Raw genomic sequence first — 25,491 nt, 5'->3', positions numbered from 1 at the left:
GTGGGGAGGACAGCATGCCAGTTAGACCCACCACCGTGTCAAAGCCACTCAATATCTACAAGATCGAGATCAACAAGGGTGCGCTGGATGCTCTTCCAACCGATGTGCGTCGCAACTTTTTGCTGTTTGGGCACATAGCGAACGAGATTAACACGCTTTATCGGCTACTGATCTTCTCGATCAAAGAACAGTCAAATGACGTCATGAAGCTTTTTGCGGAAAGCCGTTCCTTCACAATTGCGCGGCTCTTGATCGGCACTACGCAGGAAGGATACGTGGCACTCAACAAGCACGTGCTTAGTCAAAAATTCGGCCATACCTACTTGCCGCTCCTTAATGCGAAGGGACAAGCCGCTCTAAAGAGAGTTCGAAAGCACCTGTCCGATATGGAGCTAATGGCGTCGATCCGGAACAACTTCGCCTTCCATCATCCTACGAGTGCGCAGATCGACAATGCGTATGCCAGGATTCCACACGATAGCGACATGTCAATCTATTCAGGCACGCCCCGGCATTCTTCACTATACACGATGTCATTGAACTTGATGACCCAAGGCATATTGGATTGCTTGAACGATCCCGAAGACAAGCTTAGCCACGCAGATGCTATGGGCCAGATCATGGATGACGTAATAAACAAATCCACAGATCTGAACGACTTCATCGAGGCACTTCTTGGGACAATCGCGGAACGAGAGAAGCTATCACCTCATCCACTATCAAATTCAAATATCGTGTTGACCGTAGATGGACACGAATCGATGACATCGTTTGCCATTCCTCCCCTGCTGAGAACATGAGTGACAAGCGGGCAAACGCGCAAGGACTTCGCGACCAGCTACAGGCTCTGGCGTTGCGGTCGATCCAAGTCTGGGTACCGGACGTGCGGTCGGCGGCGTTCAGAAGGGAAGCACATCGCCAGTCGCTTGCAGTAGCAAAGATCAGTCGCGCGCGAGACGATCAGGCGTTCATTGACGCGGCTTCCGACTGGCAGGACTAGTGAAGCACGGCGAGCTCTGGCTCATCTCGGCACTTAGTCCGATCAATCGAGGCTCCGACACCCCTCACCGCGTCGTTGCCGTGTCCCGCGTCTTCCACAGCGACCAGCCGATGCCGGTGGCGATCAGGCCGAAGGTGACGGCGAGACTGGCGACCGGCGGGAACTTGTCGTCGTCGAGGAGAAAGTCCGAGACGAAGATCTTGGAGCCGATGAAGACCAGCACCGCCGCGAGCGCGTGCTTGAGGTAGTGGAAGCGGTCGATCATGGCCGACAGCGCGAAGTAGAGCGCGCGCAGGCCCAGCACCGCCATGATGTTCGAGGTGTAGACCACGAACGTGTCGGTGGTGATGGCGAAGATCGCCGGCACCGAGTCGACCGCGAACACCAGGTCCGCCAGGTTGATCACCACGAGGGCGAGGAGCAGCGGCGTCGCGGCGCGGACCATCCGGCCGGTCCGCTCGTCGGGCTGGGTGACGAAGAAGCGGTCGCCGTGCAGTTCCTTCGTCACGCGCATCCGGCGGGAAATCCAGCGGATGGCGGCGTTGTTGGCGAGGTCCGGCTCGGACTCGGTGGTGAAGAACATCTTGATGCCGGTCACGATCAGGAACGCGGCGAACAGGTAGAGCACCCAGTAGGCTTCGCTGACCAGCGCGGCGCCGGCGGCGATCATGAGGCCGCGCAGCACGATGACGCCGATGATGCCCCACAGCAGCGCACGGTACTGGTACTTCGCCGGGATGGCGAAGAAGGTGAAGATCAGGCTGATCACGAAGATATTGTCGATCGACAGCGCCTTCTCGATGAAGAAGCCGGTGAAGTACTTCATGCCGAGGTCGGCGCCCTTCTCGGCCCAGACCCAGGCGCCGAAGGCGAGCGCGATCGAGATGTAGAAGGCCGACAGCTTCAGCGATTCGCCGATGCCCATCACCCGGTCCTCCTTGTGCAGGAGGCCGAGGTCGAAGGCGGTCAGCGCCGCCACCATCAGGACGAAGGCCAGCCAGAACCAGACCGGTGTGCCGAGAAAGGACTGGAACAGAAACTCGGTCATTCGGGGGTCCGCTTCGTGGGGTGGCTTGTGGGTGCTCGTCGGTGAGGCGGCACAATGGACGCGGGCGGATGATTGATAAAATAGAATTGATACGACGAATCCGATAGTCTTAGACTATCACGGCACATGACCACGCTCCGCCAACTCAGCTATCTGGTCGCCCTGGCCGACTCCCGGAATTTCCGCCGCGCCGCGGATCTGGTGCATATCGCCCAGCCGACGCTGAGCCAGCAGCTGCGGGCGCTCGAGGCGCGCCTCGGCGTGACGCTGGTCGAACGCAACGAGAGCCCGGTCCAGCTCACCCCGATCGGGCGGGACCTGGTGACGCGGGCGCGCAAGATCCTGCTGGACGTGAAGGATGCCGAGGACATGGTCCGGCGCGCCAAAGCCGGCATCGGCGGCACGATCCGGTTCGGCGTCACGCCGACGCTCGGCCCCTACCTGATGCCGCGGATCGTGGCCTCGCTGCACCGGCGCTTTCCCGACATGCGGCTCTACATCCGCGAGGGCATTCCCGACGAGCAGGCGCGCGAGCTGGCGCGCGGCGAGCTCGACATGGTGCTGTCGCCCCTGCCCGTCTCCGGCAGCGACCTGCACATCGAGCCGCTGTTCCGCGAGCCGCTCCACATCGTCTGCCCGCCCGAGCATCCGCTGGGCCGGTCCGCGAAGGTGCGCCGCGGCGATCTGGCGGGCATCGGCTTCCTGAGCCTCGATCGCCGCCACCACGCGCACCGCCAGGCCCGCGAGATCTGCGAGGACCTGAAGGCCACCCTGCTCGAAGGCTATGAGGGAACGAGTCTCGACAGCCTGCGCCAGATGTGCGGCTCGGGCCTGGGCTTCGCCATCCTGCCGGAACTCTATCTGCGCTCGGAAGTGGGCGGCGAGGACATGGTGACCCGCCTCACCATGGCCGGCTGGAGCGCCAGCCGCTCCATCGCCGCGGTCTGGCGCGACGGCTCGGCCTATTCCGACAGCTACGGCACCATCGCCGAGACGATCGCCACCGAGGCGAGAGCCATCCTGGCGGGACCAGCGCTTTAACAAGCCATCGTCCCGACCGGAGCGAAAAGAGGTCCCTCGACTGCGCCGCCCTGCGGGCGGCTTTGCTCCGGACGACAGCGTGCGGCTTGGACTTGGCTATCAAGGATCAATTGCTTCCCCATTCAGATGGGGAAGTGCCCCGTCATACGGGGCGATGGGGTCATGGGCGGCGCAACGCTATGACCCCTCCGACGGCGTAAGACGCCGCCACCTCCCCATTTGAATGGGGAGGAAAGACTCTAAATCCCCTCGTTGGGGATCTGCAGGACGATGCCGCAATGCTTGCAGTGGACGGCGTCGAGGTCGTGCACCAGCAGCGCGCACGAGGGACATTCGAAGCGCACCTTGTTGGGCCGGAAGATGGCCTGCAGCAGGCGCAGGAAGAGGCCGACGCCGACCACCATGATGATCACGGCGAGCAGCCGGCCGCCGGGGGTCTTCAGGGTGATGTCGCCGAAGCCCGTGGTCGTGAGCGTCGTGATGGTGAAGTAGAGCGCGTCGATGTAGGTCGAGATCTGCGGGTTGATCTTGCGCTGGGTGACGTAGACCACCGACGTCACGATGAAGATGAAGACGCCGAGATTGACCGTGCGCTGGATGACGTCCTCGTACAGGCGGAACCACTTCGAGTCGTGCCGCAGGTCGCGCAGCAGGTGGTAGGAGCGCAGCAGGCGGAGCGCGCGGGCGATGCGCAGGAAGGCCAGGTTCTCGAGGAAGACGGGCAGCAGCAGGGACAGGATCACGATCAGGTCCGCCGCCGAGGAGAGGCTGACCAGGTGGCGCAGCGGCCGCCGCTCCACCCACAGCCGCACCCCGAACTCGATCGTCAACAGGAGGCCGATGGCGAGATCGAGGGCGATCATCCACGGCTGATGCCCGCCGAAGGGCGAGATGAGGAACACCGCGATGGTGGCCAGGTCGAAGCCGACCAGCCCGTAGCGGAACCGGCGGGCCTCCGGGCCGTCGCCGAAATAGAGATCCTGGAACTTTTCGCGAAGACCTTTCAGTGCCATGCGTTCAGGGTAGCATGGCGGCGGTTTCTGGGGCACCGGGCGGGCGGAAACTACTCCGCCGCGCGGGCGTGCGGCATCGCGAGCGTGGGCCGGGCGGTGCTGAAGGAGCGCAGGACCTGGCCGGGCGGCTTCACCTTCACATAGTCCTCGCCATCGAACACCTGGACGCCGTTGACCCACACACCCTTGAGACCGGGCGCGCTACGGATCAGGCGGTTGGCGCCGGCCGGGAGGTCGGCCACGCGCCGCGTCTTGCTGACGTGGATGGTCGCGGGATCGAACAGCATGAGGTCGGCCCAGGCGCCGACTTCGATGCGGCCGCGGTCGATGATGCCGTAGATGTGCGCCGGATCGCCGGTCAGCTTGCGGATGGCGTGCGGCAGGCTGAAGCGGCCGAGCTCGCGCACCCAGCGGCCGAGCAGGTGCATGGCGTAGCCCGCGTCGCAGAACAGCGTGAGATGCGCGCCGGCGTCGGACAGGCTGATCAGGTTGCCGTCGTCCGCGATGAGGTCTCCCACACGCTTCTCGTCGACGTTCAGCAGCCGCACGATGAAGGTCGTCTCGAGATCGTCGGCGAGGCCGATGTCGAGCAGCGCGTCCACCGGATCGACGCCGCGCTCGCGCGCGATCTCCTCGATGCTGCGGCCTTCCAGGGTGGGTTCGGTCGGCGACACCGCCACTTCCATCAGGTGCCAGGTGCCGTTGAAGATGCGGCCGCCCTCGACCGGCGTGGCCAGCGACGTCTTGAACGCCGCGCGAAACGCGGGATCGACGAACAGCGCGCGATGCTGCGCCTTGTCCCCGGCCTTGGGCCACGGCGCGATGGTCTGCAGCATGTAGGCGTTCAGCAGGCCGAAATTCATGTTGAGCGGCTGGCACGAGGCCTGGGCATAGACCGCATGGCCGCGCGTGCGCGCCTCGGCGCAGGCGGCGGAGATCCCCGGCGCATGCTCGGGCTTCGTCGGATAGTCGAGCAGCGGGCAATAGATGACGGGCCGGCCGGAGAGCCGGGCCAGTTCCTCCATGAAGGGAATGGTCGAGCGCTGGCCGCAGGTCGCCATGGTGACGCCGTGGCCGTGCCGCGCCATCACCCGCGCCAGCGCGCGGAACTCGTCGTCGCTGGCCAGGCGCGACGGCACCGGGATGCCGCCATAGCCGTTGTGATTCTCGAAGGTCGAGGAGCCCAGCCCGATGGCGCCGGCCGCCAGCGCCTCGTCGAACAGCGCCGACATCTTCGCGAGTTCGTCGGCCGTCGCCTCGCGCTCGGAGCCCGCGTCGCCCATCACCACGGTGCGCAGCGCCGAGTGCGAGCAGAAGGAGGCGACGTTGGGCGTGACTCCGCGCCGGGCGATGAAGTCGAGGTAGCTCGCGAAATCGTCGAACTGCCAGTCGACGCCCTCGCGCAGCGCGTCGAGCGACATCGCCTCGACCTCGGAGAGGTTCCTGAGCAGCGTGTCGCGCGTGGCCGGCGTCGCCGGGGCAATGCCGAAGCCGCAATTGCCGATCACCACCGTCGTGACGCCCAGCGCCGGCGACGGCGAGGCCGTGGAATCCCAGGTGAGCTGCGCGTCGTAATGGGTGTGGACGTCGATCACGCCGGGCGCCAGCACCAGGCCCGCCGCGTCCACCGTCTCGCGCGCCGGCCCGAGATCGCGGCCGATGGCGGCGATGCGCCCGTCCTTCACCGCGACGTCCACCTTGCGCATCGGATTGCCGAGCCCGTCGGCCATGTCGGCATTGATGACGATCAGATCGAACATGCAATCCTCCCGGAGCGTGCGGCACTTCGAGTGCGTTTGGTCGCCATTCTCCGCGAGAAGCGTGAGGTTGTACCGCCTCAATTCAGGGCATTTCCGCGTCGTGGTTCGGTCGGTATCGAACCGAAGGCGGAACGACGCACGGGTCCGCACGTTGGGGTCCGCAATTTCGCGGCCCCGGACTTCGGTCCCGAGCGAGGATCATGGACCCCTATATCGTGATGCTCGCCGGCTTCGGCGCGATCGTGCTTCTGACGGCATGGCTTCCCATGGTGCTGAAGGAGCTGCCGCTTTCGCTGCCGATCTTCTGTGTCGCGGCTGGCGCCCTGCTGGCCGGCCTCTTCGACCAGGCGCAGGCCCCCTCGCCCCAAGCCCATCTCAAGCTGACGGAACGGCTGACGGAAGCCGTGGTCATCGTGGCGCTGATGGGGGCCGGGCTCAAGCTCGACCGGCCGCTGGCCTGGGCGACCGCCGGCCTGACCTGGCGGCTGCTGGGAGTTGCCATGCCGCTCACCATCGTCGCCATCGCCCTGCTGGCGCACGGGCTGCTGGGCGTCGGGCTGGCCGCGGCGCTCCTGCTGGGCGCCGCGCTCTCGCCCACCGATCCCGTGCTGGCGAGCGACGTCCAGGTCGGCCCGCCGGGCCAGGGCGGCGAAGACGAGGTGCGCTTCACCCTGACGGCCGAGGCCGGACTGAACGACGGGCTTGCATTTCCTTTCGTCTATCTTGCCATCCTGCTCGCGACGGTGAGCCCGGCCGGCGCGTCCTGGCTGGACTGGGTGACGCTCGACCTGGGCTGGCGGCTGGCGGCGGGGATCGCCGTCGGGGTCGCCGTCGGCCGCGGCCTCGGCTGGCTGACCTTCCGCCTCCCCAACCGCTCCAAGCTCTCGCGCACCGGCGACGGGTTCGTGGCGCTGGGCATCACCGCGATCGCCTACAGCCTCGCCGAGATGGCGCACGGCTACGGGTTCCTGGCCGTCTTCGTGTCCGCCGTCGCCTTCCGCGGCTTCGAACGGCGGCATCACTACCACGAGAAGCTGCACGACTTCGTCGAGCAGATCGAACGCCTGCTGATGATGATGCTTCTCGTGCTGTTCGGCGGCGCGCTGGCGGAGGGCGGCCTGTTGCGCCACACCGACTGGGCGATGGTCGGGTTCGCCGCGGTCACGCTGCTGGTCGTGAGGCCGCTGGTCGCCTGGATCAGCCTGCTTGGCCGCAAGGAGCCCACGCCGGAACGGGCGATCATCGCCTTCTTCGGCATTCGCGGCATCGGGTCCGTCTACTACATCGCCTTCGCGCTCGGCCGGGCGCCATTCGAGGAGGCGGACCTGCTGTGGAACGCGGTGTCGCTGGTGATCCTCGTCTCGATCACCCTGCACGGCACGACCGTCACGCCGATCATGCGGTTCATCGACAAGCGCCGCGGGCGCTGACGCCCGATTTCAGGCCGACGGAACTTGCACGGCGAAGGGCCGTTGTTCGTGCAGCATCGGGCGGATTGCGGCGGCCTCATCGCGCGCCTGACGGTGGAGGACGGCATGTATTCCAGAGCCCTGGCGGGCAGCGTCGCCTCCCTCGCGCTATTGATTGCCGGACCGGCCTTCGGCCAGGGCACGTTCGGCCTCACGATAGAAAACTGTTCCGATTACGTCGCCCGGGCGATGAGCCAGGTCCAGATGGCATCCGGCTGCAGCGTTTCAGGACCGAGCTGGAGCGCCGAGCCGGCCGACCATGCCGCCTGGTGCAAGCGCGCCTCGGCGCGCGAGCGCGGCCGCGAGGACGAAGCGCGCCGCAACGCCCTGACCACGTGCCGGGGAGATTTCGGCACCGTTCAGATCAAGAGCTGCAACGAGTACGTGGCCCGGTCGCGCACGCAGCTGGAGCTTGCCGAGGCGCTTTCATCGAGCTGCACCTTCGACGGGATGCGGTGGAGTTCGAACATCGTCCAGCACATGCACTGGTGCAACCGCACGCCCGTCGACCGGCACGCCACCGAAGACGCCGCCCGCCGCAGGGAACTGGCCTCCTGCGCCGCCCGGCCGAACTAATTCTCGACCACGCCCATCGTGATCACCAGGTCGCGCTCCGGATCGGCCGCATAGCCGACGAAGGCGAGGTTCGAGCCGGTGGACGGACGCCGATCGACGCGCAGCCCGAAGAGCCGCCGCTTGGGTGCAGCAATGTCGGCGTCGGTCGAAGAGGTTCTGGCAGAACCGGCGGGCCTGCCTGTCGTCGCCGAAGTAAAGCTGCTGGAACTTTTCGCGCAATCCCGTCGTTGCCATGTCTCCAGATGTAATGGCTTCGGGTTCGGGGCACCGGGCCACGCTTGCCGATAGCGGGCTCGTCGTCACCAAAACAACCGCCAGATGCGCTACGATGGGCCCATGCGAGACAATGAAGATTCGGAGCCCGTAAATCTCTACTGGCGGCGGGAGACGGCGACGCGGGCGGGGCTGATCGTCGATGCGAGCGATTACTTCGAGGCCGGCCGCAAGGCGATGCTGAAGGCGCGGCGGCGCATCATGCTGATCGGCTGGGACTTCGACGCGCGCATCGAACTGTCCGAAGAGCGGCTGCCGGGCGAGCCCGGCACCCTGGGCGATTTCGTGCTGTGGCTGGTAAAGCGCAATCCCGACCTCGAGGTCTTCCTGCTGCGCTGGAACATTGGCGCGCTGCGCGCGCTGTTCCGCGGCACCACCATCTTCACGCTGATGCGCTGGATGGCCCATCCGCGCATCCACACGCGACTCGATGGCGCCTCGACGCTGGGCGCCTCGCACCATCACAAGATCGTCGTGATCGACGATTGCCTGGCCTTCTGCGGCGGCATCGACATGACCAGCAACCGCTGGGATACGCCCGAGCATCGCGACGGCGACCCGCGCCGCATCGGGCCCGATGGCGGCCCCTACGCACCCTGGCACGACGCGACCTCGATCCTGGAGGGGCCGGTGGCGCAGGCGCTGGGCGAGCTGTCGCGCAAGCGCTGGCAGGCAGCGGGCGGCCATGCGCTCGAACCGGTCGAATGCGGCATCGACTGCTGGCCCGAGGGGGTCGAGGCGCAGTTCCGCGACGTCTCGGTGTCGATCAGCCGGTCGCGGCCCGAGGGAGACGATGGCGGCCCGCCGGTGCACGAAATCGAGGCGACGTATCTGGCGCTGATCGCCCGTGCCCGGAAGTACATCTACGCCGAGAGCCAGTACTTCGCCTCGCGCCGCATCGCCGAGGCGATCGCCCACCGGCTGGAGGAGCCCGACGGGCCCGAGATCGTGCTGGTCAATCCGTTCAAATCACAGGGCTGGCTTGAGCCGGTGGCGATGGATACCGCGCGCGCCCGGCTCTACGCGGCGCTGGAGCATCTCGACTGCCACGCGCGGTTGCGCATCTATCACCCGTTCACGCAGGCCGGCGAGCCGATCTACGTGCACGCCAAGATGATGATCGTCGACGACGAGGTGCTGCATGTCGGCTCGTCGAACATGAACAACCGTTCGATGCGGCTCGACACCGAATGCGACGTCACCCTCGATGCGCGCGTGCCCGGCAACGAGGGCGCCGCGCCGACCATCCGCGCGCTGCGCGACCGGCTGCTGGCCGAGCATCTCGGCGTGACGGTCGAAGCGGTCGCGGCGGCGGTCGACGGCAAGGGCTCGCTGATCGCGGCCATCGAGGCGCTGCGCGGCGCGGGCCGGTCGCTGCGCCCCTACGAGATCCCCGACCTGCACGAGGTCGAAACGTGGCTGGCCGACAACCAGGTGCTCGATCCCGAGGGACCCGGCGAGATCTTCGAGGCCACGTCCAAGGGTGGGCTGCTGCGCGGCCTGCGCCGCCGCCTCCACACCCACGCCGACCGCCTGCGGCACCGGCTGCACAAACACCGGTCGCGCGCCTGAACAGGAAAGCGAAAGGTCCCTCCACCGGCTCACTCCGGTCGGGACGACGGGCATGAGCCATCAGAGCTGGTGGTACAGGCCGCCGCACAGGCCGACGACGACGAGGCTCAAGCCAAACAGCTTGAAGAAGCCCGCCGAGTGCTTCGCAAGCGACTGCTCATGCTGCGCGGAGAGGCGTTGCTCTTTCGACAGGTCGCGCTTGGCCTGCACTTGCGCTGCGAGGAATCCCGGGTTGAGGCCGTTCCCCACCGGCGCATCCCCATCCAATTCGACCTGTGTGGCAATCCAGCAAATGGCAAGGCCGATGACGGCGATCCCGAAGAAGGTCGTATAGGCGACGAAGAGAAAGGTCGCAGCCGACGCCAGCAGCCAGGCCGAAAGCCCGATCGTGATGAGGATGGTTCTCGCGGACACGCGGCATCTCCCGGTGAGGCGGCAAGCCCGGAAGCGTAACGGCGGTGTCCCCACCCCGCAATCAGCTCCTGCTTCTCCTCCGAGGCCAATGCCACTCCGATGAAGCCGCCGTGCGCTCGGCGGCGTATCAGCCCTGGCGCTTCTCCGGGGGCTTCAGGCTTCCAAAGGGCTTGCGCAGCATCTCGGGTACGGCCCGGCGCATCTTCTCGAAGGCGACGTAGAGGCCGGGGATCACGAAGATGCCGAGGCAGGAGGCCGCCAGCATGCCGCCGAACACGGCGGTGCCGACGGCGCGCTGGGTCGCCGCGCCCGCCCCCGAGGCGATCACCAGCGGCACAAGTCCGAGGATGAACGCGAACGAGGTCATCATCACCGCGCGGAAGCGTTGCCCGGCGGCCGAGGTGGCGGCCGTCACCGGGTCGCTGCCCCCGGCCCGCTCATGCATGGCGACCTCGATCACCAGGATGGCGTTCTTGGCCGCCAGCGCGATCAGCACGACGATACCGATCTGGGCATAGACGTTGTTGGCGAGGCCGGTCAGCCAGAGTGCCGCCAGCGCGCCGAACAGGCCCACGATCACCGACAGCAGCGCCGCCACCGGCAGCGCCAGGCTCTCGTAGAGGCCGACCAGGAACAGGTAGGCGAACAGCACCGCCAGCGCGAGCACGAAGCCGGTCTGGCTGCCCGCCTCCTTCTCCTGCTGCGCGGTGCCGGCCCATTGATAGGAATAGCCCGGCGGCAGGCTGGCGCGCGCCACCCGCTCCATCGCAGCGATCGCCTCGCCCGAGGAATAGCCCGCCGCCGGCGCGCCGTTCAGCGTCACCGAGCGCAGGTTGTTGTAGCGATTGATGGTGGCCGGCGCGGTCGTGAGTTCGAGCGTGGCCATCGCCTGCAGCGGCACCAGCTTGCCGCTCGAGGAGCGCACGCGCACGCGCTTCACGTCCTCGATCGTTCGGCGGTCGAGTGCGTCGGCCTGCACGCGCACCGTCCAGGTGCGGCCGAACATGTTGAAGTTGTTGACGTTGCGGCTGCCCATCGCGGTCTGCAGGGCGGCAAAGATGTCGGGGATCGCGACGCCCAGCGTCTCGGCGCGGTCGCGGTCGAGCTCCAGCCGGATCTGCGGCGTCGAGGCGCTGTAGGTGGTGAAGACGCCCGCCAGCTCGGGCGCGGCCTGGGCCGCGTTGATGACGCCGCGCGCCACCGCCACGATCTCCTCCGGCGGCGCACCGGTCAGGCTCTGGACCTCGAATTCGAAGCCCGAGGAATTGCCCAGCCCCGCGATCGGCGGCGGGTTGAAGGCGTAGACGTTGGCCACGGCCACGCGGTCGAACGCCTTGTTCAGCCGCTCCAGCACCGCGAAGGCCGACATCTCGCGGCCGGGACGCTCGGCATAGGGTTTGAGCGACACGATCATCATGGCGCGGTTGGGCAGGTTCAGCCCGTCGAGCAGGCTGTTGCCGCTCACGGTGAAGAAGTTCTGCAGCCACGGCTGGCCCTGCAGCATGGTCTCGACCTGCATCACCGCCTCCAGCGTGCGGCTGGTCGAGGCGGCGTCGGGCAGCTGGATCTCGGCCATGAAGGAGGACTGGTCCTCGTCGGGCAGAAAGCCGGTGGGCACGACGCGCAGCAGCCCGCCGGTCGCCAGGGCGAACAGCCCGACCAAGCCCACCGCCAGCAGGCTGCGGCGGATCAGCGGGCCCGCGACACGCAGGTAGCCGTTGCGCGTGGCGTCGAGGCCGCGCTGGATGCGGGCCATCAGACCGCGCGGCGCGCCGCGACGGGTGAGCAGCAGCGCGCACAGTGCCGGCGAGAGCGACAGCGCGTTGATCGCCGAGATCACCATGGCGACCGAGATCGTCACCGCGAACTGCTGGTAGAGCTTGCCCGCGATGCCCGGCATGAAGGCGGTGGGAATGAACACCGAGAGCAGCACCAGGGTGATGGCGATGATCGGCGCCGTGACCTCGGCCATCGCCTTTTCGGTGGCCTCGGCCGGCGTGAGGCCGGGCTCCTTCTCCAGCGTGTGCTCGACCGCCTCGACCACGACGATGGCGTCGTCGACCACGATGCCGATGGCCAGCACCAGCGCCAGCAGCGACACGGTGTTGAGCGAGAAGCCCAGCACCTGCATCACCGCGAAGGTGCCGACCAGCGCGACCGGCACGGCGATGATGGGAATGAGCGTGGCGCGCACGCTGCCGAGGAACAGGAAGACCACGAGGGCCACCAGCACGAAGGCCTCGATCAGGGTCTTCACCACGCTGTGGATCGTCGCCTCGACGAACACGGTGGTGTCGTACATCACGTCGAAGGCCACGTCCTCGGGCAGCCGGTCCTCCAGCTCCTTCAGCACCTGGCGCACGCCCTCGGCGGTGGCGAGCGCGTTGGCGCCGGCCAGCTGGTAGACTTGGATGCCGGCCGCCGGCTTGCCGTTGTAGCGCGTGGTGACGTCGGCGTTGGCCGAGCCCAGCTCGACCCGGCCGATGTCGCGGATGCGCAGCAGCGCGCCGTCGGGCGTGACGCGCACGCTGATGTTGCCGAACTCCTCGGCCGAGGTGAGCCGGCCCTTGGCGGTGATGTTGAGCTGGAAGTCGACGCCGTCGAGCAGCGGCGCGGCACCGACGCGGCCGACCGCGGCCTGCATGTTCTTGGCCTCGATCGCCTTCACCACGTCCTGCGAGGTGATGCCGAGGCTCGACATGCGGTCGAGGTCGAGCCACACGCGCATGGCATAATCGAGCCCGCCGAACAGGCCGGCCGAGCCGACGCCCGGCACGCGCTGCATGGTGTCGAGCACGTTGATGGTGGCGAAGTTCGACAGGAACAGCGCGTCGCGCGTGCCCTTGGGCGAATAGACGGCGATCACCTGCAGCAGAGCCGAGGACTGCTTCTTCACCAGCACGCCGTTGCGCTGCACCTCGTCGGGAAGCTGCGGCATGGCGCGGTTGATGCGGTTGTTGACGTTGACCGTATGGTCCTGCGGGTTGGAACCCACCTTGAAATAGATGCTGAGGCTGTAGCTGCCGTCGCTGCCCGAGGTCGACTTCATCGAGATCATGTTCTCGACGCCGTTGACGTTGCGCTCGATGATCTGCGCCACGCTCTCCTCGACCACCTGCGCGGACGCGCCGGCATAGCTGGTCGTGACGGTTACTTCCGGCGGCACGATGTTGGGGAACTGCGCGATCGGCAGGCTGCCCAGCGCCAGCAGGCCCGCGATGACCATGATCGCGGAGACGACGAAGGCCAGCCGCGGGCGACGGATGAAGAGCGAGGCGATGCCCATGGGATCAGCGCTTCGGCTGGCCGGCGGGGGCCGGCGCGGCCTGCGCCTCGACCGCCATGCCGGCGCGCACGCGCTGCTGGCCGCGCACGATGACCCGGTCGCCTTCCTTGAGGCCGCTCGCCACCGCGATCATGCCGTCGCGCACGAAGTCGACGGTGATGCGGCGCTGCTCGACGACGCCCTTGCCGTCGACGACATAGACATAGGGGCCGGTCTGGTCGATCGCCATCGCCGGCTGCGGCACCACCAGCGCCTTGGCCGGCTCGTTGCCCTCGACGATGACCCGCACCGTCTGGCCGTCGGTCAGCAGCTCGTCGGCATTGTCGAACACCGCGCGCGCCATCTGGCCGTCGGTGTTGGGATCGACCGTGACGTCGATGAAGTCGACCTTGCCCTTCTCGGGGTAGAGCTTGCCGTCGGCCAGGCGCAGCCGGACGGGCAGGTGCTCGCCCGCGCGCAGGTCGCGCCGCACGTTCAGCAGCTCGGCCTGCGAGACCGAGAACAGCACGCGGATCTGCCGCTCGTTCACGATGGTGGCCAGCACGCCGGAGTCCGGCCCCACGATGTTGCCCGGCGAGACGGCAGCGCGGCCGACCAGGCCGGCGATCGGCGCTGTGATCCTGGTATAGGAAAGCTGCAGCTCGGCATCCTCGAGCTGGGCCTCCGCGTCGTCGAGCGTCGCCTTGGCCTGGAGCTGCTCGCTCAGCCGCTGGTCGTAGGCCACCTGCGAGACGTTGTTGGTCTTCAACAGGTCGGCGGCGCGCTTGAGCTGCGCGTCGGCGTTGATCAGCGCGGCCTGCGCCCCGTCGCGCAGCGCCCGCTTCTGGTTGACGGTGATGCGGTAGGGCGCGGGATCGATGGTGAACAGGAGCTGGCCTTCCGTCACCTTGGCACCGTCGGCGAACTCGCGCTTGCCCAGCGTGCCCTTGACGCGGGCGCGCAGCTCCACCTTGTCGAACACCGCGATGCGGCCGATATATTCCGACTGCGGCGCCAGCGAGCGCAGCTCGGCCGGCTGCACCAGCACGACCGGCGGCGCATTGTCGGCCGCCTTGGTCTGGGCGCCGGCCGGCAGTGCGACGGCGAGGGCCAGGAAACCCGCCAGCGCAACGGGCGCCCAGTGGCGCAGGCCGCGTCGCAGCGGCGTCCCGATCTCGTTGCGGGGAGCGCGCGGCCAATGGGTCATCATTCAACTCCGGAAATCGTCGAAGCCTTCTCTCGACCGGCCCCGGGCATTGCAGGCTTCGTGACCCGGGCGGACATTCCGCATGACTGTTTCAATATCCCCTCGCCATGATCGAGATCAAGCCAGACGCCCCCGGAGACCAAGGATGACGGCGAACGCGACCCCGAGCTTCGACGAACTGCCCGTGCCGCAGACGCTGGGAAGCACCGTCTTCCAGCCCACGATCCAGCAGGTGCGAAAGTTCGCCGATGCGGTCGAGGACGCAAGAGGCTGGCGGGTAGGCGATCCGTCGGAGGGCCTCGTCCATCCGCTTTTCCTTGCCACCTATGTCTGGTTCCCGTCGGGCTTCCTCGAGCGTGCGCCGGGAGAGGCCGGGCATTTCGAGCTGTTCCGCCGGCGATATCCTCATCTGGTCGATGTGCCGTTCCTGCATGCCAAGAGTTCGGCGCGCTTCTGCCGTCCGTTTGCCCTGGGACGGCCCGTACGCGCCGACGTGGAACTGGTCGCGAAGGACCGAAAGCGCGGCCGCGACTTCATCGTGATGCGCGGCTCGTTCTTCGACGCCGACGGCAACGCGCTCGCGGTCTTCGAGCATACCTGCGCCGTCCGCAGCGACGGCGTGCCGTCCGTCGCTCCGCCTCGACCGCTGGCAGCGCGCGTCGCACTGGCGCCCTCCCTCGCCCTGCCATCGCGCCGCATCCGAATGACGATGGAGAAGTCGCGCCTGTTCAGCCTGCCGGGCGAGAACCATCATACCGACGACCGACTGGCGCAGGCCCTGGGTGCACGGGTCGCGATCCCGGCGGCCACCATGTCGTTCGCCTATCTCTCGCGATTCGCGCAGGACCTGTTCGGTGAAGACACCTGGATCTCGCGGGGACGACTCGACGCCACCTTCACGCGCATGCTCCAGCGCGACGACGTGCTGGAGGTCGGTGGTCACCGCCGCGGCGACGTCCTCGACCTGCGGATCGTCAACGGCCGCGACGAAACCGTTGCCGTGGCAACCGCGAGTCTCTTCTAGGGTTGGCTGCCGGGACGCACCGCCAGCGACGCGGCGCCGGCCACCACGGCAAAGGCGGCAAGCACCAGCAGGCTGCCTTCCACCGCCTCGATGAAGGCCGGGCCCATCGTGTCGGCCGCACCCGAAAGACCGAGACGCCACGACAGCATGGACGAGGCGGCCGAGACGCCGAGGCAGCTTCCCAGCACGCGGCCGAGATTGACCAGCCCGCCCGCCGAGGCGGCGTGGCCTGCGGGCGCGGCGGCGATGGTGGCGTGGCTGTTGGGTGCCAGGAACAGGCCGAGGCCCGCGCCGAACATCGCCAGCGCCACGAGGCGCACGACGAGGCGGTCCGGCCCGAAGGAGATCGCCACCAGTCCGAGGATGGCCGCGAGGCAGAGCGCCATGCCCGCAGCCCCGGTGCGACGTGCCGTGATGCGCGCGCCCAGCCGGGCGCCCAGCGGCGCCAGCAGGCCCAACAGGACCGGGATGGTCGCGAGCTTCAGCCCGGCCACGCGCGCGGAGTTGTCGAGCCCCTTCACGAAGGCGAAGGACATCAGGAACAACATGCCGTAGAGCAGCGCATAGCCCATCACCACGCCTATGAAGCCCATCGTGAAGTCGCGCGCACGGAACAGCGCGACGTCGACCACCGGCCAGCGTGCCCGCTGCTCGCGCCACAGGAACAGGACCAGGAACAGGATCGACGCGCCGGCCGAGGCCAGCATCGCGGGCGACGCGACCGGCCAGACCGACACCTGCGTCAGCGCCAGCAGGCCCAGCCCGAGTGCCGGCACCAGCAGCACCGCGCCCGCAACGTCGAAGGTCTCGTCGCTCTTGCGCGAACCCTCGGGCGAGCGCGGCAGGACCAGCCAGCCCATCGCGAAGGCGAGCAGGCCGAACGGCACCGCCGCCCAGAAGATCCAGCGCCAGCCCAGCCCGTCGAGCAGCAGGCCGCCGGCGATCGGCCCCAGACTGACGCCCACCGCTTGCGCCGTGGTGAACCAGCCAATCGCATGCGGCCGCTTGTCCGCGGGCACCGAGCTCACCAGGATGGTCATGCTGTTGGCGCCTAGAAGCCCGCCGCCCACGCCCTGCAGCGCCCGCAGCGCCACGAGCTGCTCCAGCGTCTCGGCCTGACCGCACAGCAGCGAGGCCAGCGTGAACAGCGCGAAGCCCAGCAGGTAGGGCAGCTTGCGTCCCATCATCTCCGAGACGCGTCCCGACACGGCGAGGCTGCAGGCAAAGGCCAGCAGATAGGCGATGGCGACCCAGCGCACGGAATCGACCCGCACGTCGAAGCCCTGCGCCAGCGCCGGCAGCGCGAGCTGCACGATGCTGGCATCGAGCTGCCCGATGAACGCGCCGGCACAGGTGACGCCGACCACCAGCCAGGGATGGATCGACAATCGTTCGAGGACGCGCAGAGGGGCCGGTTCGAGGGACTTCATGGCAGGTGCGTGTGTACCGCCCAGGCACTGCGCCGCGAAGAAGCCGATGGCCGCATCCGAGGAAAGGTCCTTCGCTGCGCTCAGGATGACACCGGGTCAGGTGATCAGCGCACTGCGCCAATTTCCACAGAATTGTCATCCTGAGCGCAGCGAAGGACCTTTCCTGCTTCAACAGTCAGCCATAGACGACGGGTTGTCCCGGCGAGCGGAACGATTTCGTTCGTCCGCATTGCGATGACATCCCCCGCCCGATAGCACTGATCCCAACACCAACGCGCCGACGGCTCCACCGGTCGAGAAAGCGGAAATGGGAAACAGAGGAAACGCGGCCTGATGGCGGGCATGGATCCCGGCATCCGGCGACAGGCGATCATCATCGTGGCGACGCTGGCGACAGCCTATGTCGCGAGCCACTTCTTCCGCGCGGCCAACGTCACGATCGGGCTCGACCTGATGCGCGACCTCGGCATCGGGCCGGAGGCGCTGGGCGCTCTGACCGGTGCGTTCTTCTTCGGCTTCTCGGCAATGCAGATCCCCTGTGGCTTCCTGTTCGACCGCTATGGGCCACGCCGCACCGTCACCGGCATGCTGGTCGTCGCGGTGATCGGCGCGACGCTGTTCACCCTGGCGCCGGCCTGGCCGCAACTGCTCGCCGGGCGCGCGCTGATGGGCGCGGGCTTCGGCGTCATGCTGATCGGCAGCATGGTGGTGATCTCGCGCTGGTTCCCGCCCGATCGCTTCGCCACGCTGGCGGGCATCGTGCTGTCGGTCGGGCTGCTGGGCAACCTGCTCGCCACCACGCCGCTCGCCTGGGGCACCGGCGAGATCGGCTGGCGCGGCGTGTTCGGCCTGATGGTCGTCTTCACCGCGCTGACGGCGATCGCCGTCTGGACCGTCGTGCGCGACGCGCCGCCGGGGCATCCCTTCCTCGAGCGCAAGACCGAGACGGCGGCGGAGATGATGCGCGGGCTGGGCGAGGTGCTGAAGAACCCGCAACTCAAGTTCATCCTCGCGCTCAATTTCTGCAACTACGCCTGCACCTTCACCGTGCAGGGCCTGTGGGGCGGCCCGTTCCTGCGCGAGGTCCATGGGCTCACCCGCGTCGAGTCGGGTAACGTGCTGCTGGTCGCGGTGATCGCCTACCAGATCGGCATGCTGACCATCAGCCCGCTCGACCGCGTGTTCGACACGCGCAAGCGCATCGCCATCACCGGGACCCTCCTGATCGCCGCCATCCTCGCCACGCTGGCGCTGTGGGCCAATGCGCCGCTGTGGGTCGCCATGGCCGCCATCATCGGCATCGGGTTCCTGAGCGCATCGAGCACCATGGTGATGACGCACGGGCGCGGCATCTTCCCCGACCGGCTGATCGGCCGCGGCATCGCCACCATGAACACCAGCGTCATGCTGGGCGTCGCCTGCATGCAGAGCCTGTCCGGCGTCATCGTCGGCGCCTTCCCGCCCTTGCCCGACGGCGCGCGCTCCGAGGAAGCCTATCGCACCCTGTTCGGCTTCATGGTCGCGGTGCTGCTGGTCGCCCTCACGATCTACGGCCGCTCGCGCGACGTCCGGCCCAGCGACGAACTGCGCGCGCGGCAGGCGGCACTCAAGACCTGACACGGGCTTGCCCGGTGCGCCGGACGCCCTACTCTCGCGGCATGATCTCCCGCAGGACTCTGCTCTCCGGTCTCGCCGCGACGACGGCCGCCGGGTGCACCCCCGGCCAGCCCGTCTCGACCGCCAGGCCCTACCCGATCGCACCGCCGCCGCCGGACCGGGCGACGCTGGGACTCGATGCCGTCATCGACCTCAGCCGCAGCGTGGCCGTCTCCGACTTCCGCGCCGTGCGGCAGAGCGGCATGCTGGGCGTCATCCACAAGGCGACCGAGGGCGGCGACTATCTCGACACGGCCTATGCCGGAAGGCGGCCGCAGGCCGAGGCAGCCGGTCTCCTCTGGGGCGCCTATCATTTCGGCACGGGCCAGACGCCAGGCGCGCGACAGGCGGCCTATTTCCTCTCCGTGGCCCGCCCCGGCCCGCGCACCCTGCTGGCGCTCGACCTTGAGGCCAACGAGAACAACCCGCGCAACTCGATGCGGGTCGACCAGGCCGAGGAGTTCGTGCAGGCCGTGGCCTCGGCGACCGGCCGGCTGCCCGTGGTCTACGTCCACCCGACCTGGGCCAACGGCGAGCCGCTGCCCAACTCCAACCTGAGCCTCGGCGCGCGCATCACGCCCGATTCGATCCTGGCGCGCTGCGGCCTGTGGGTCGCCGACTATCACGATTCGCCGGAGATCCCTTTGGCCTGGGAAACCACCGGCTGGCGACTCTGGCAGTATGCCGGCGACGAAAGCGACGGGAAGCCCGCCTACGGCCAGACCAACATCGTGAAGGGCGTCAGCCACTGCGACCGCAACCTGTTCAACGGCGACGCCGCGGGGTTGCGGCGCTTCTGGGGCGCCGGCCAGGCCTGATTCCCGCGCTGTGCAGGAAGCGTGAAAAGAGGCGGCGGGATCGGCCTTGAGCGGCTAGACTGCCGCCATGTCCGATATCGAAGCCCTGCGCAAATCGCTGTCCGTGTCCTCCGAAGAGCTCGCCTCCGAGGACAAGAAGAAGATGGCCGTCGAGGCGATCACGAAGATCCTCGACGCGCTGGGCCGCGGCGTGGCTCCGTTCGGCGAATGGGAGCAGCGCTGCCTGGGTGCCGCGATCATCGCGATCAGGTCGAGCAAGTTCGACGAGGCGCGGTCCTTCGCGCGGCGGGCGCTCTGGCCCGAGGAGAACCGGCGCAATTCCGGCGTCGCGCGCCTTCCGCTGCGGCCCGGCATGCTGAGCCTCGCGGAACTGGCGCATGAGTTGGAGACGGCGCGCAAGCTTCCGCCGCGCGGCAAGCCCCGCACGGTCGAATAGGCCGAGAGAACAGACTGGCTGCGCGCTGGCCGAAATTCGGCAAACCAATCCATTGTTGTACGCCGGGATAGGGCGCATCTCTCGGCCCATGAGCCCGGTTCCCGCTTTCCCCCTCCGCGCGGCCTGCTGTCGACGCTTCTGCTGAAGCCACTCTCCCATAGTTGAAACTCGCACGCTTGGACCGGCGGGAGCGGAGTCATGTCTTATCTACACAGGATGGCCGGGGAACCGTCGGCGGGCTCGTCAGTTAAGGAGGGCGAAACGCCCCACAAAAACCTTTCTGGAGGTCAGGAGATGGAACGGAAGCAGGCGATTTACGATCTGGCCGTCCGCGTCTGCCGCGCCGTCAGGGGCGTCCGGGGCGATCGCCAGACCTGGATCGGGCTGGAACTGGTCCATCGCGAGATGAGCGGCGAGCGTCCCTCGGCGGTCGACGCGGCCGTGGCTTTCGCCGCGGCCAAGGGCTGGCTGGCCATCGGCGGCCGTCCCTCGCACAGCGTGATGTTGGGCCACGGCGCTCCCTGATATGAGGCGGGTTCAATGACCCACGATCCCGCCCGCACCATCCCGATCCTCGCTTCCCTCGACATCGCCGAGAGTGCCGCCTTCTATGCCGACCAGCTCGGCTTCACGGTCGGCTACCAGGATGCGGGCTACCTGATCGTCAGGCGCGACGAGATGGAGATCCATTTCTGGAAGACCGACGATCGCCGCTTTCCCGAGAACACAAGCTGCTACATCCGCGGCGGCCAGGTGGCGGCGCTGCATGCCGAGTTCGAGAAGCGAGGCGTGGAGAGGCTCTCGCCCTTCGAGGTGCGGCCGTGGAACATGAAGGAGTTCTACGTCCACGATCCGCACGGCAACCTGCTGAAGTTCGGCTGCGGCGAGTGGTGAGTGGCGAATAGCGAGGCCGCTCAGCGGCGAGGTCTCCGGCCGGTGGCGCGCGCGACGATCTTCGGATCGAGCAGTTCCTCCAGCCGCGCGATCCGCGGATGCGCGCCCGGCTCCGTCTTTCCGGCCGGATCGAACAGGAGCGTGTGCAGGCCGAGCTTGCGCGCGACATCGAGATTGGGCACCCGGTCGTCGACGAAGAGGATGCCGGTCGCGGGCCCGCCGAGATGCACGCGCATGTGGCGGTAGATGCCGGGATCGGGCTTGCGCAGTCCGATCTCGCCGCTGACGAACCAGAGCGGGATCGCGGGCTCGAGCGCGTGGGCCCGTCGCAACTTGACCGACCAAGCGGCAACGTCGTTGGACAGGCAACAGACCGAGTCGAACAGGCCGCCCACACCGTCCAGCAGCGCATGCACGCCAGCCGAGAGGCGGTGGCCGGAGAGGTATTCGTCCTCCACGGCGGGATCGAGGCCGAGCCGCTCCCAGAAGGAGGCCGCATCGATCTGGCCGTAGCTCGCCGCGAGATACGCCCTTTCGATCTCGGCGACGGTGGCCGGCGAGCCCCGGCCCTGCGCGAAGGGAACGAGTAGCCCGCCCACATCGTCGCCGGTCTCGTACAGCACACCCATCGCATCGAGGGCGAGGACCGGCCGCGAGCGGCGCACACGGCTCATGGTCCGCTCCTGTCGAAACGCGACGGCATGGAACGGCTCAGAGCAGGCGATCGGGGTCGACGGTCGGCGGCCAGCCGATGCCGCCCGCGTGTCGGGTGTTCTTCATGCGCGCGAGCCTGACGGACGGGCCGCGATGGCCGCAACCGCGATCCCTTCAACGCGCGCGACGAGAAGTCAGCCGAACCTCCCTGGAGTTCCAGGGCTATCGCATATGACCTGAAACGTCGGAACTGTCGGCGTTCTAGAAGAAAGAGGAAGATCCCTCACTGCGTTCTCAGGGCGGAGTAATCTCCGCCCTGAGAACGCAGTGAGGGACCCTTGCTTCATATGCGATAGCCCTACCTGGCGCCCGCGGCGCGCGGCCGGGCCGGTGCCGTTTCTGCCCGACCCCCTTCGTCGGCTGCCTTGAGTTCGCTGTCGATCCATCGGCGGAACGCACTCACCTCGGGACGCATCACTGTCTCGCGCTGCATCACCAGCCAGTAGCCGGTGGCGCAGACGAGCGGCGGGCCCAGCACGGGCATCAGCCGGTTGGCCGCGAAATCCGGCTCGACCAGCGGCAGGCGGCCGAGCGCCACACCGATGCCGGCCACCGCGGCTTCGAGCGCCATCTGGATCGTGTCGAAGCGCACGCCGCCCGTGGTCGCGGACAGGTCGATGCCGGCCAGCCCGCCCCAGGCGGCCCAGTCCTCGCCCGCTCGGGTGACGTGCAGGAGGGTCTCGCGCCGCAGATCGTCGGCGGAGCGGATCGACGCCGCGAGCGCGGGTGCACAGACCGGCACCAGCCTCTCGCGCACCAGGCAGGTCGCGTGCAGTCCCGTCCAGTCGCCGCGGCCCATACGGATGGCGACGTCGATCCCGTCGCGCGAGAACTCGACCCGGCGCTGCGACGTATCGACGGTCACTTCGATTCGGGGATGGCGCTCGTTGAAGCGCCGCAGCCGCGGCAGCAGCCAACGCATGCCGAAGGTCGGCGGCACGCTCACCGCCAGCCGCCCGGTCGGCTTGCGGCCCGGCACCGTCTCTGTCGCGCGTGCGAGCAGTTCGAGCGCCGCCTGGACCTGGGGCAGATAGACGGCGCCGGCTTCGGTGAGCGCGAGCGAGCGGTTGCCGCGCACGAAGAGCTCGACGCCCAGCCAGTCTTCGAGCGTCTGCACGCCGTGGCTGATCGCGCTCGGCGTGATGTTCAGGTCCTCGGCGGCGGCCTTGAAGCTGAGATGACGGCCCGCGGCCTCGAAGAGGCGCATCGAGCTGAGTGGGGGCAGTCGGTAAACCATGGGGCGCGCCGACCATAGGGTGAAATCCGCCGGGCCGGAGGCGAGAAAATTTGGCGACGAGGCCGAGAATAATATCGAACCGACGTGAGCAGCCTTCGTGTGTGTCGGGACGCACGGTCCGCTAGCGTCGCTCACCCACGGGGGACGAACCATGAGCAGTGCACCGCCGGTCAGACGCACCGACAAGCTGATGTCCGAGGAGGACGCGCACCGGCTGCTCGCGCGCGGCCACTGTGCCCGTGTGGCGACCGTCGGCGCTGACGGCGCGCCCTATGTGACGCCGCTGCTCTATGTCTGGATGGACGGAGAGATCCTGATGCACAACAGCGCCGCGCCGGGCCACTTCCGTGCCAACGTCGATGCCGCAACGCGCGTCTGCCTGGTGGTCGACGAGCCGGGCGAGGTCTTCGACTATGGCCGCTTCGAATGCGACGTCTCGATCGCCCATGCCAGCGTCGTGGTGCATGGAATCATCCGCATCGTCGACGACCGTGCCCTGAAGCAGAAATTCTGCGACGCGCTGATGGCCAAGTATCACTGCCGCGACGTGGGGCGCCCCAAGGGCTTCTACCCTCGCCTCGACCACATCACCGTCTATGCCGTCGCCCCCGCGCGCATCACCGGCAAGGAAACGAAGCTGCCCGCCGTCGCCGACCAGTGGCCGGCGCGCGACGGCACGAAGACACCGGATGCGGTGGCGCCCTCGCCGACCCGAAGCCAGAGCGCTTCTGGCTCGCCCGAAAAGGCCTAGCGGCGGAAATCCGCCGGCGTGCGTTGCGTGTCGCTGCGCATCAGGCGGCGCAACGTCGAGGCGTCGGCATAGCCCACGCAGCGCGCGATCTCCTCGACCGGCCGCTTCGTGGTCTCGAGCAGGAAGCGGGCCGTCTCGATGCGGATGCGGCGCACGAAGCGGATCGGCGAGAGGCCGCAGGTCGCCGCCACGCGGCGGGCGAAAGTGCGCGGCGTCATCGCCATCGCCTTCGCCAGATCCTCGATGGCGAAGTCGCGCGCCACGTTGCGGCGGACCCAGCTCTCCGCCTTCGCGATCGCCGGATCCTGTCCCGCGAGGTAGGTGATCGCCATGTAGGGCGCCTGCGACGTGCGACCGTCCAGCAGCAGGTAGCCGGCGCAGGCCTTCGCCAGCCCCGCCCCCGCGAAGCGCGCGACGACGGCCAGCATCAGGTCCATCTGCGCCATCGCGGCGCCTCCCGTGGCGATCGGCCAGTCCGCCACCACGATCTGGTCGGTCAGCAGCACGACGTCGCGATAGCGACGGCTGAACAACGGCGCGAACCACCAGGTGGTCGTCGCGCGACGGCCATCGAGCAGGCCCGCCTCGGCCAGCAGGAAAGTGCTGGCGCAGGAGGCGGCGATGGCGCTTCCCGCCCGCGCGGCATTCGCCAGGAGGCGCATCGCACGGCGGCAATCGGGCGCCGCGATCCGGGCGAGGAGTGCTTCCTCGGTGTCGACGCCGAGGCCCGGCACGACGACGAGATCGGTCCCCGCCGCCGGCGCGCGCGCCTTTGCGTCGGCGCAGAGGAGCGTGCGCACCTCGAAGGGCGCCGGTCGGCCCGCCGCAAGGCTTACGCGATTGGCGGTCGCCAGCACGTCGTGGGTGATGGCGGCGCTCGACGCCATGCGGCCGGGCAGTTCGAGGACGGTGATTCGCGTCATGGCATAAAATGCTCGTTCGATGTCGATTTGGACACCTATCGGAAACGCCGCGCCGCGGCAACGATGGCGGCACCCAACGGAGGACAAGGCATGCCGGCGCGCACGCTCACTCAGGACGATCCGCTCGACGATTTCGAACGCCGCGAGTTCACGCTGCACGGCGCGACGAAGACAGTCTATGTCGCGGGCAGAGGACCCGCCGTGATCGTGATGACCGAGATGCCGGGCATCAGCCCCCACGTCGCGCGCTTCGCCCGATGGGTGCGCGATGCGGGCTTTGCCGTCTACATGCCCTCGCTGTTCGGCCGCGATGGCGCCGTCGCCTCCGCCGAGGAAGGCGCCACGGTCTTCCGACGCGCCTGCATCAGCGCGGAGTTCCGCGCGCTGGCCAACGGCGGCCCCTCACCCGCCGTGCAGTGGCTACGGGCGCTGGCGCGCGTCGCCCATGTCGAGTGCGGCGGCCCCGGCGTCGGCGCCATCGGCATGTGCTTCACCGGCAACTTCGCCCTGTCGATGATGCTCGAACCGTCGGTGCGCGCACCGGTCCTGGCGCAACCGTCGCTGCCGCTCGACGATCCCGCCGGCACCGGGCTTGCCGCGAGCGAACTGGCCGCGATCCGCGAGCGGCTGGAGCGCGACGATCTCACCGTGCGCGGTTATCGTTTTGCCGGCGACCAGTTCTGCCGCGCCGAACGGTTCGCCGCCTTCTCGGAAGCGCTGGGCGACCGCTTCATCTCGCGCGTCCTGCCCGATGCCGCGGCCAACAAGCAGGACCTGCCGCCGTTCTTCGACAGCTTCGTGCCCACGCCGCACAGCGTCGTCACGGTCCATCTGATCGACGAAGCCGGCCAACCGACCGTCACCGCCCGCGACGAGATCCTCGCCTTCTTCGCCGAACGCCTGCGCCCTTAGCAGAGGGAGGAAAAAAGCAACGTCCGATCCCCGGGACACGAATCCGCTCTGGAGCGCG

General features: G+C 68.0%; 24 protein-coding genes. 14 read left to right on the top strand and 10 right to left on the bottom strand.

Features of this window, described 5'->3' with window-relative positions; genetic code table 11:
* Positions 1–14 precede the first annotated feature (14 nt).
* Both KQ910_RS12470 and KQ910_RS12465 read left to right on the top strand, forming a co-directional pair.
* On the top strand, positions 15–800 hold the full coding sequence (locus KQ910_RS12470) for a hypothetical protein (protein WP_216960362.1): 786 nt from the start codon (positions 15–17) through the stop codon (positions 798–800).
* Positions 797–1,000: an antitoxin MazE family protein gene (locus tag KQ910_RS12465; RefSeq protein WP_216960359.1), complete on the top strand. Its 204-nt coding sequence runs from the start codon at positions 797–799 to the stop codon at positions 998–1,000. Before KQ910_RS12470 ends, KQ910_RS12465 begins: the two co-directional genes overlap by 4 nt.
* Positions 1,001–1,064: 64 nt before the next feature.
* On the opposite strand, the gene KQ910_RS12460 is transcribed toward KQ910_RS12465, so the two are convergent.
* Positions 1,065–2,048: a TerC family protein gene (locus KQ910_RS12460; protein ID WP_216960356.1), complete on the bottom strand. Its 984-nt coding sequence runs from the start codon at positions 2,046–2,048 to the stop codon at positions 1,065–1,067.
* A gap of 126 nt (positions 2,049–2,174) precedes the next feature.
* On the opposite strand from KQ910_RS12460, the gene KQ910_RS12455 reads away from it, so the two are divergent.
* Positions 2,175–3,089 carry a hydrogen peroxide-inducible genes activator gene (locus KQ910_RS12455; RefSeq protein WP_216960353.1) on the top strand — a complete coding sequence of 305 codons (915 nt, stop codon included), beginning with the start codon at positions 2,175–2,177 and terminating at the stop codon, positions 3,087–3,089.
* Between the two features lie 239 nt (positions 3,090–3,328).
* Here the strand turns inward: KQ910_RS12455 and KQ910_RS12450 are convergent, their stop codons facing one another.
* Both KQ910_RS12450 and KQ910_RS12445 read right to left on the bottom strand, forming a co-directional pair.
* Complete coding sequence (locus tag KQ910_RS12450) at positions 3,329–4,102, bottom strand: potassium channel family protein (RefSeq protein WP_216960350.1); 774 nt, start codon at positions 4,100–4,102, stop codon at positions 3,329–3,331.
* A 50-nt stretch (positions 4,103–4,152) separates the two neighbouring features.
* Positions 4,153–5,862, bottom strand: a complete 1,710-nt coding sequence (locus tag KQ910_RS12445) for an N-acyl-D-amino-acid deacylase family protein (protein WP_216960347.1) — start codon at positions 5,860–5,862, stop codon at positions 4,153–4,155.
* A gap of 200 nt (positions 5,863–6,062) precedes the next feature.
* Between KQ910_RS12445 and KQ910_RS12440 the strand changes: the two genes are divergently transcribed.
* The 3 genes from KQ910_RS12440 (at position 6,063) to KQ910_RS12430 (ending at position 9,752) form a co-directional block, all read left to right on the top strand.
* A complete protein-coding gene (locus tag KQ910_RS12440; RefSeq protein WP_216960343.1) occupies positions 6,063–7,292 on the top strand; it encodes a cation:proton antiporter in 1,230 nt (409 codons plus the stop codon).
* Positions 7,293–7,397: 105 nt separating this feature from the next.
* Positions 7,398–7,907 (top strand): hypothetical protein, encoded by a 510-nt coding sequence (locus KQ910_RS12435; protein WP_216960341.1) that lies wholly within the window; start codon positions 7,398–7,400, stop codon positions 7,905–7,907.
* Between the two features lie 336 nt (positions 7,908–8,243).
* The gene (locus KQ910_RS12430; protein ID WP_216960338.1) at positions 8,244–9,752 is read left to right on the top strand and encodes a phospholipase D-like domain-containing protein; all 1,509 of its coding nucleotides are present in this window, start codon (positions 8,244–8,246) and stop codon (positions 9,750–9,752) included.
* Between the two features lie 60 nt (positions 9,753–9,812).
* On the opposite strand, the gene KQ910_RS12425 is transcribed toward KQ910_RS12430, so the two are convergent.
* The 3 genes from KQ910_RS12425 to KQ910_RS12415 all read right to left on the bottom strand — a co-directional run bounded on the left by KQ910_RS12425 (position 9,813) and on the right by KQ910_RS12415 (position 14,638).
* Entirely contained in the window at positions 9,813–10,166 is a 354-nt protein-coding gene (locus KQ910_RS12425; protein ID WP_216960333.1) for a hypothetical protein, read from the bottom strand.
* A 127-nt stretch (positions 10,167–10,293) separates the two neighbouring features.
* A complete protein-coding gene (locus KQ910_RS12420) occupies positions 10,294–13,452 on the bottom strand; it encodes an efflux RND transporter permease subunit (protein ID WP_216960330.1) in 3,159 nt (1,052 codons plus the stop codon).
* A 4-nt stretch (positions 13,453–13,456) separates the two neighbouring features.
* Positions 13,457–14,638, bottom strand: coding sequence for an efflux RND transporter periplasmic adaptor subunit (locus tag KQ910_RS12415; RefSeq protein ID WP_216960329.1), 1,182 nt, complete (start codon positions 14,636–14,638; stop codon positions 13,457–13,459).
* A 145-nt stretch (positions 14,639–14,783) separates the two neighbouring features.
* Here KQ910_RS12415 and KQ910_RS12410 point away from each other — a divergent pair, with 145 nt between their 5' ends.
* Positions 14,784–15,662: a hypothetical protein gene (locus KQ910_RS12410; protein WP_216960326.1), complete on the top strand. Its 879-nt coding sequence runs from the start codon at positions 14,784–14,786 to the stop codon at positions 15,660–15,662.
* Here KQ910_RS12410 and KQ910_RS12405 read toward each other — a convergent pair.
* Positions 15,659–17,092 (bottom strand): MFS transporter, encoded by a 1,434-nt coding sequence (locus KQ910_RS12405; RefSeq protein ID WP_216960323.1) that lies wholly within the window; start codon positions 17,090–17,092, stop codon positions 15,659–15,661. The two genes, KQ910_RS12410 and KQ910_RS12405, sit on opposite strands and share 4 nt — an antisense overlap.
* A 333-nt stretch (positions 17,093–17,425) precedes the next feature.
* Between KQ910_RS12405 and KQ910_RS12400 the strand changes: the two genes are divergently transcribed.
* The 5 genes from KQ910_RS12400 (at position 17,426) to KQ910_RS12380 (ending at position 20,896) form a co-directional block, all read left to right on the top strand.
* Positions 17,426–18,709, top strand: coding sequence for an MFS transporter (locus KQ910_RS12400; RefSeq protein ID WP_216960320.1), 1,284 nt, complete (start codon positions 17,426–17,428; stop codon positions 18,707–18,709).
* A 41-nt stretch (positions 18,710–18,750) separates the two neighbouring features.
* On the top strand, positions 18,751–19,566 hold the full coding sequence (locus KQ910_RS12395; protein WP_216960318.1) for a glycoside hydrolase family 25 protein: 816 nt from the start codon (positions 18,751–18,753) through the stop codon (positions 19,564–19,566).
* A 67-nt stretch (positions 19,567–19,633) separates the two neighbouring features.
* Positions 19,634–20,002, top strand: a complete 369-nt coding sequence (locus KQ910_RS12390; RefSeq protein WP_216960317.1) for a hypothetical protein — start codon at positions 19,634–19,636, stop codon at positions 20,000–20,002.
* A gap of 294 nt (positions 20,003–20,296) precedes the next feature.
* Positions 20,297–20,527 (top strand): hypothetical protein, encoded by a 231-nt coding sequence (locus KQ910_RS12385; RefSeq protein ID WP_216960315.1) that lies wholly within the window; start codon positions 20,297–20,299, stop codon positions 20,525–20,527.
* 15 nt (positions 20,528–20,542) lie between these two features.
* The gene (locus KQ910_RS12380; protein ID WP_216960314.1) at positions 20,543–20,896 is read left to right on the top strand and encodes a bleomycin resistance protein; all 354 of its coding nucleotides are present in this window, start codon (positions 20,543–20,545) and stop codon (positions 20,894–20,896) included.
* Positions 20,897–20,916: 20 nt separating this feature from the next.
* Here the strand turns inward: KQ910_RS12380 and KQ910_RS12375 are convergent, their stop codons facing one another.
* Both KQ910_RS12375 and gcvA read right to left on the bottom strand, forming a co-directional pair.
* Positions 20,917–21,570, bottom strand: coding sequence for an HAD family hydrolase (locus tag KQ910_RS12375; RefSeq protein ID WP_216960312.1), 654 nt, complete (start codon positions 21,568–21,570; stop codon positions 20,917–20,919).
* Positions 21,571–21,908: 338 nt separating this feature from the next.
* Complete coding sequence (gene gcvA, locus KQ910_RS12370) at positions 21,909–22,847, bottom strand: transcriptional regulator GcvA (RefSeq protein ID WP_216960310.1); 939 nt, start codon at positions 22,845–22,847, stop codon at positions 21,909–21,911.
* A gap of 151 nt (positions 22,848–22,998) precedes the next feature.
* Between gcvA and KQ910_RS12365 the strand changes: the two genes are divergently transcribed.
* A complete protein-coding gene (locus KQ910_RS12365) occupies positions 22,999–23,598 on the top strand; it encodes a pyridoxamine 5'-phosphate oxidase family protein (protein ID WP_216960308.1) in 600 nt (199 codons plus the stop codon).
* On the opposite strand, the gene KQ910_RS12360 is transcribed toward KQ910_RS12365, so the two are convergent.
* Positions 23,595–24,521: a GlxA family transcriptional regulator gene (locus tag KQ910_RS12360; protein ID WP_216960305.1), complete on the bottom strand. Its 927-nt coding sequence runs from the start codon at positions 24,519–24,521 to the stop codon at positions 23,595–23,597. The two genes, KQ910_RS12365 and KQ910_RS12360, sit on opposite strands and share 4 nt — an antisense overlap.
* Before the next feature lie 90 nt (positions 24,522–24,611).
* Between KQ910_RS12360 and KQ910_RS12355 the strand changes: the two genes are divergently transcribed.
* A complete protein-coding gene (locus KQ910_RS12355) occupies positions 24,612–25,433 on the top strand; it encodes a dienelactone hydrolase family protein (RefSeq protein WP_216960302.1) in 822 nt (273 codons plus the stop codon).
* Positions 25,434–25,491: the final 58 nt, after the last annotated feature.

The organism is Reyranella humidisoli, assembly GCF_019039055.1.
GTDB classification, from domain to species: Bacteria; Pseudomonadota; Alphaproteobacteria; order Reyranellales; family Reyranellaceae; genus Reyranella; species Reyranella humidisoli.
The sequence above is the reverse complement of the archived record's forward strand: the minus strand, read 5'-3'. Positions and strand labels throughout refer to the sequence as shown.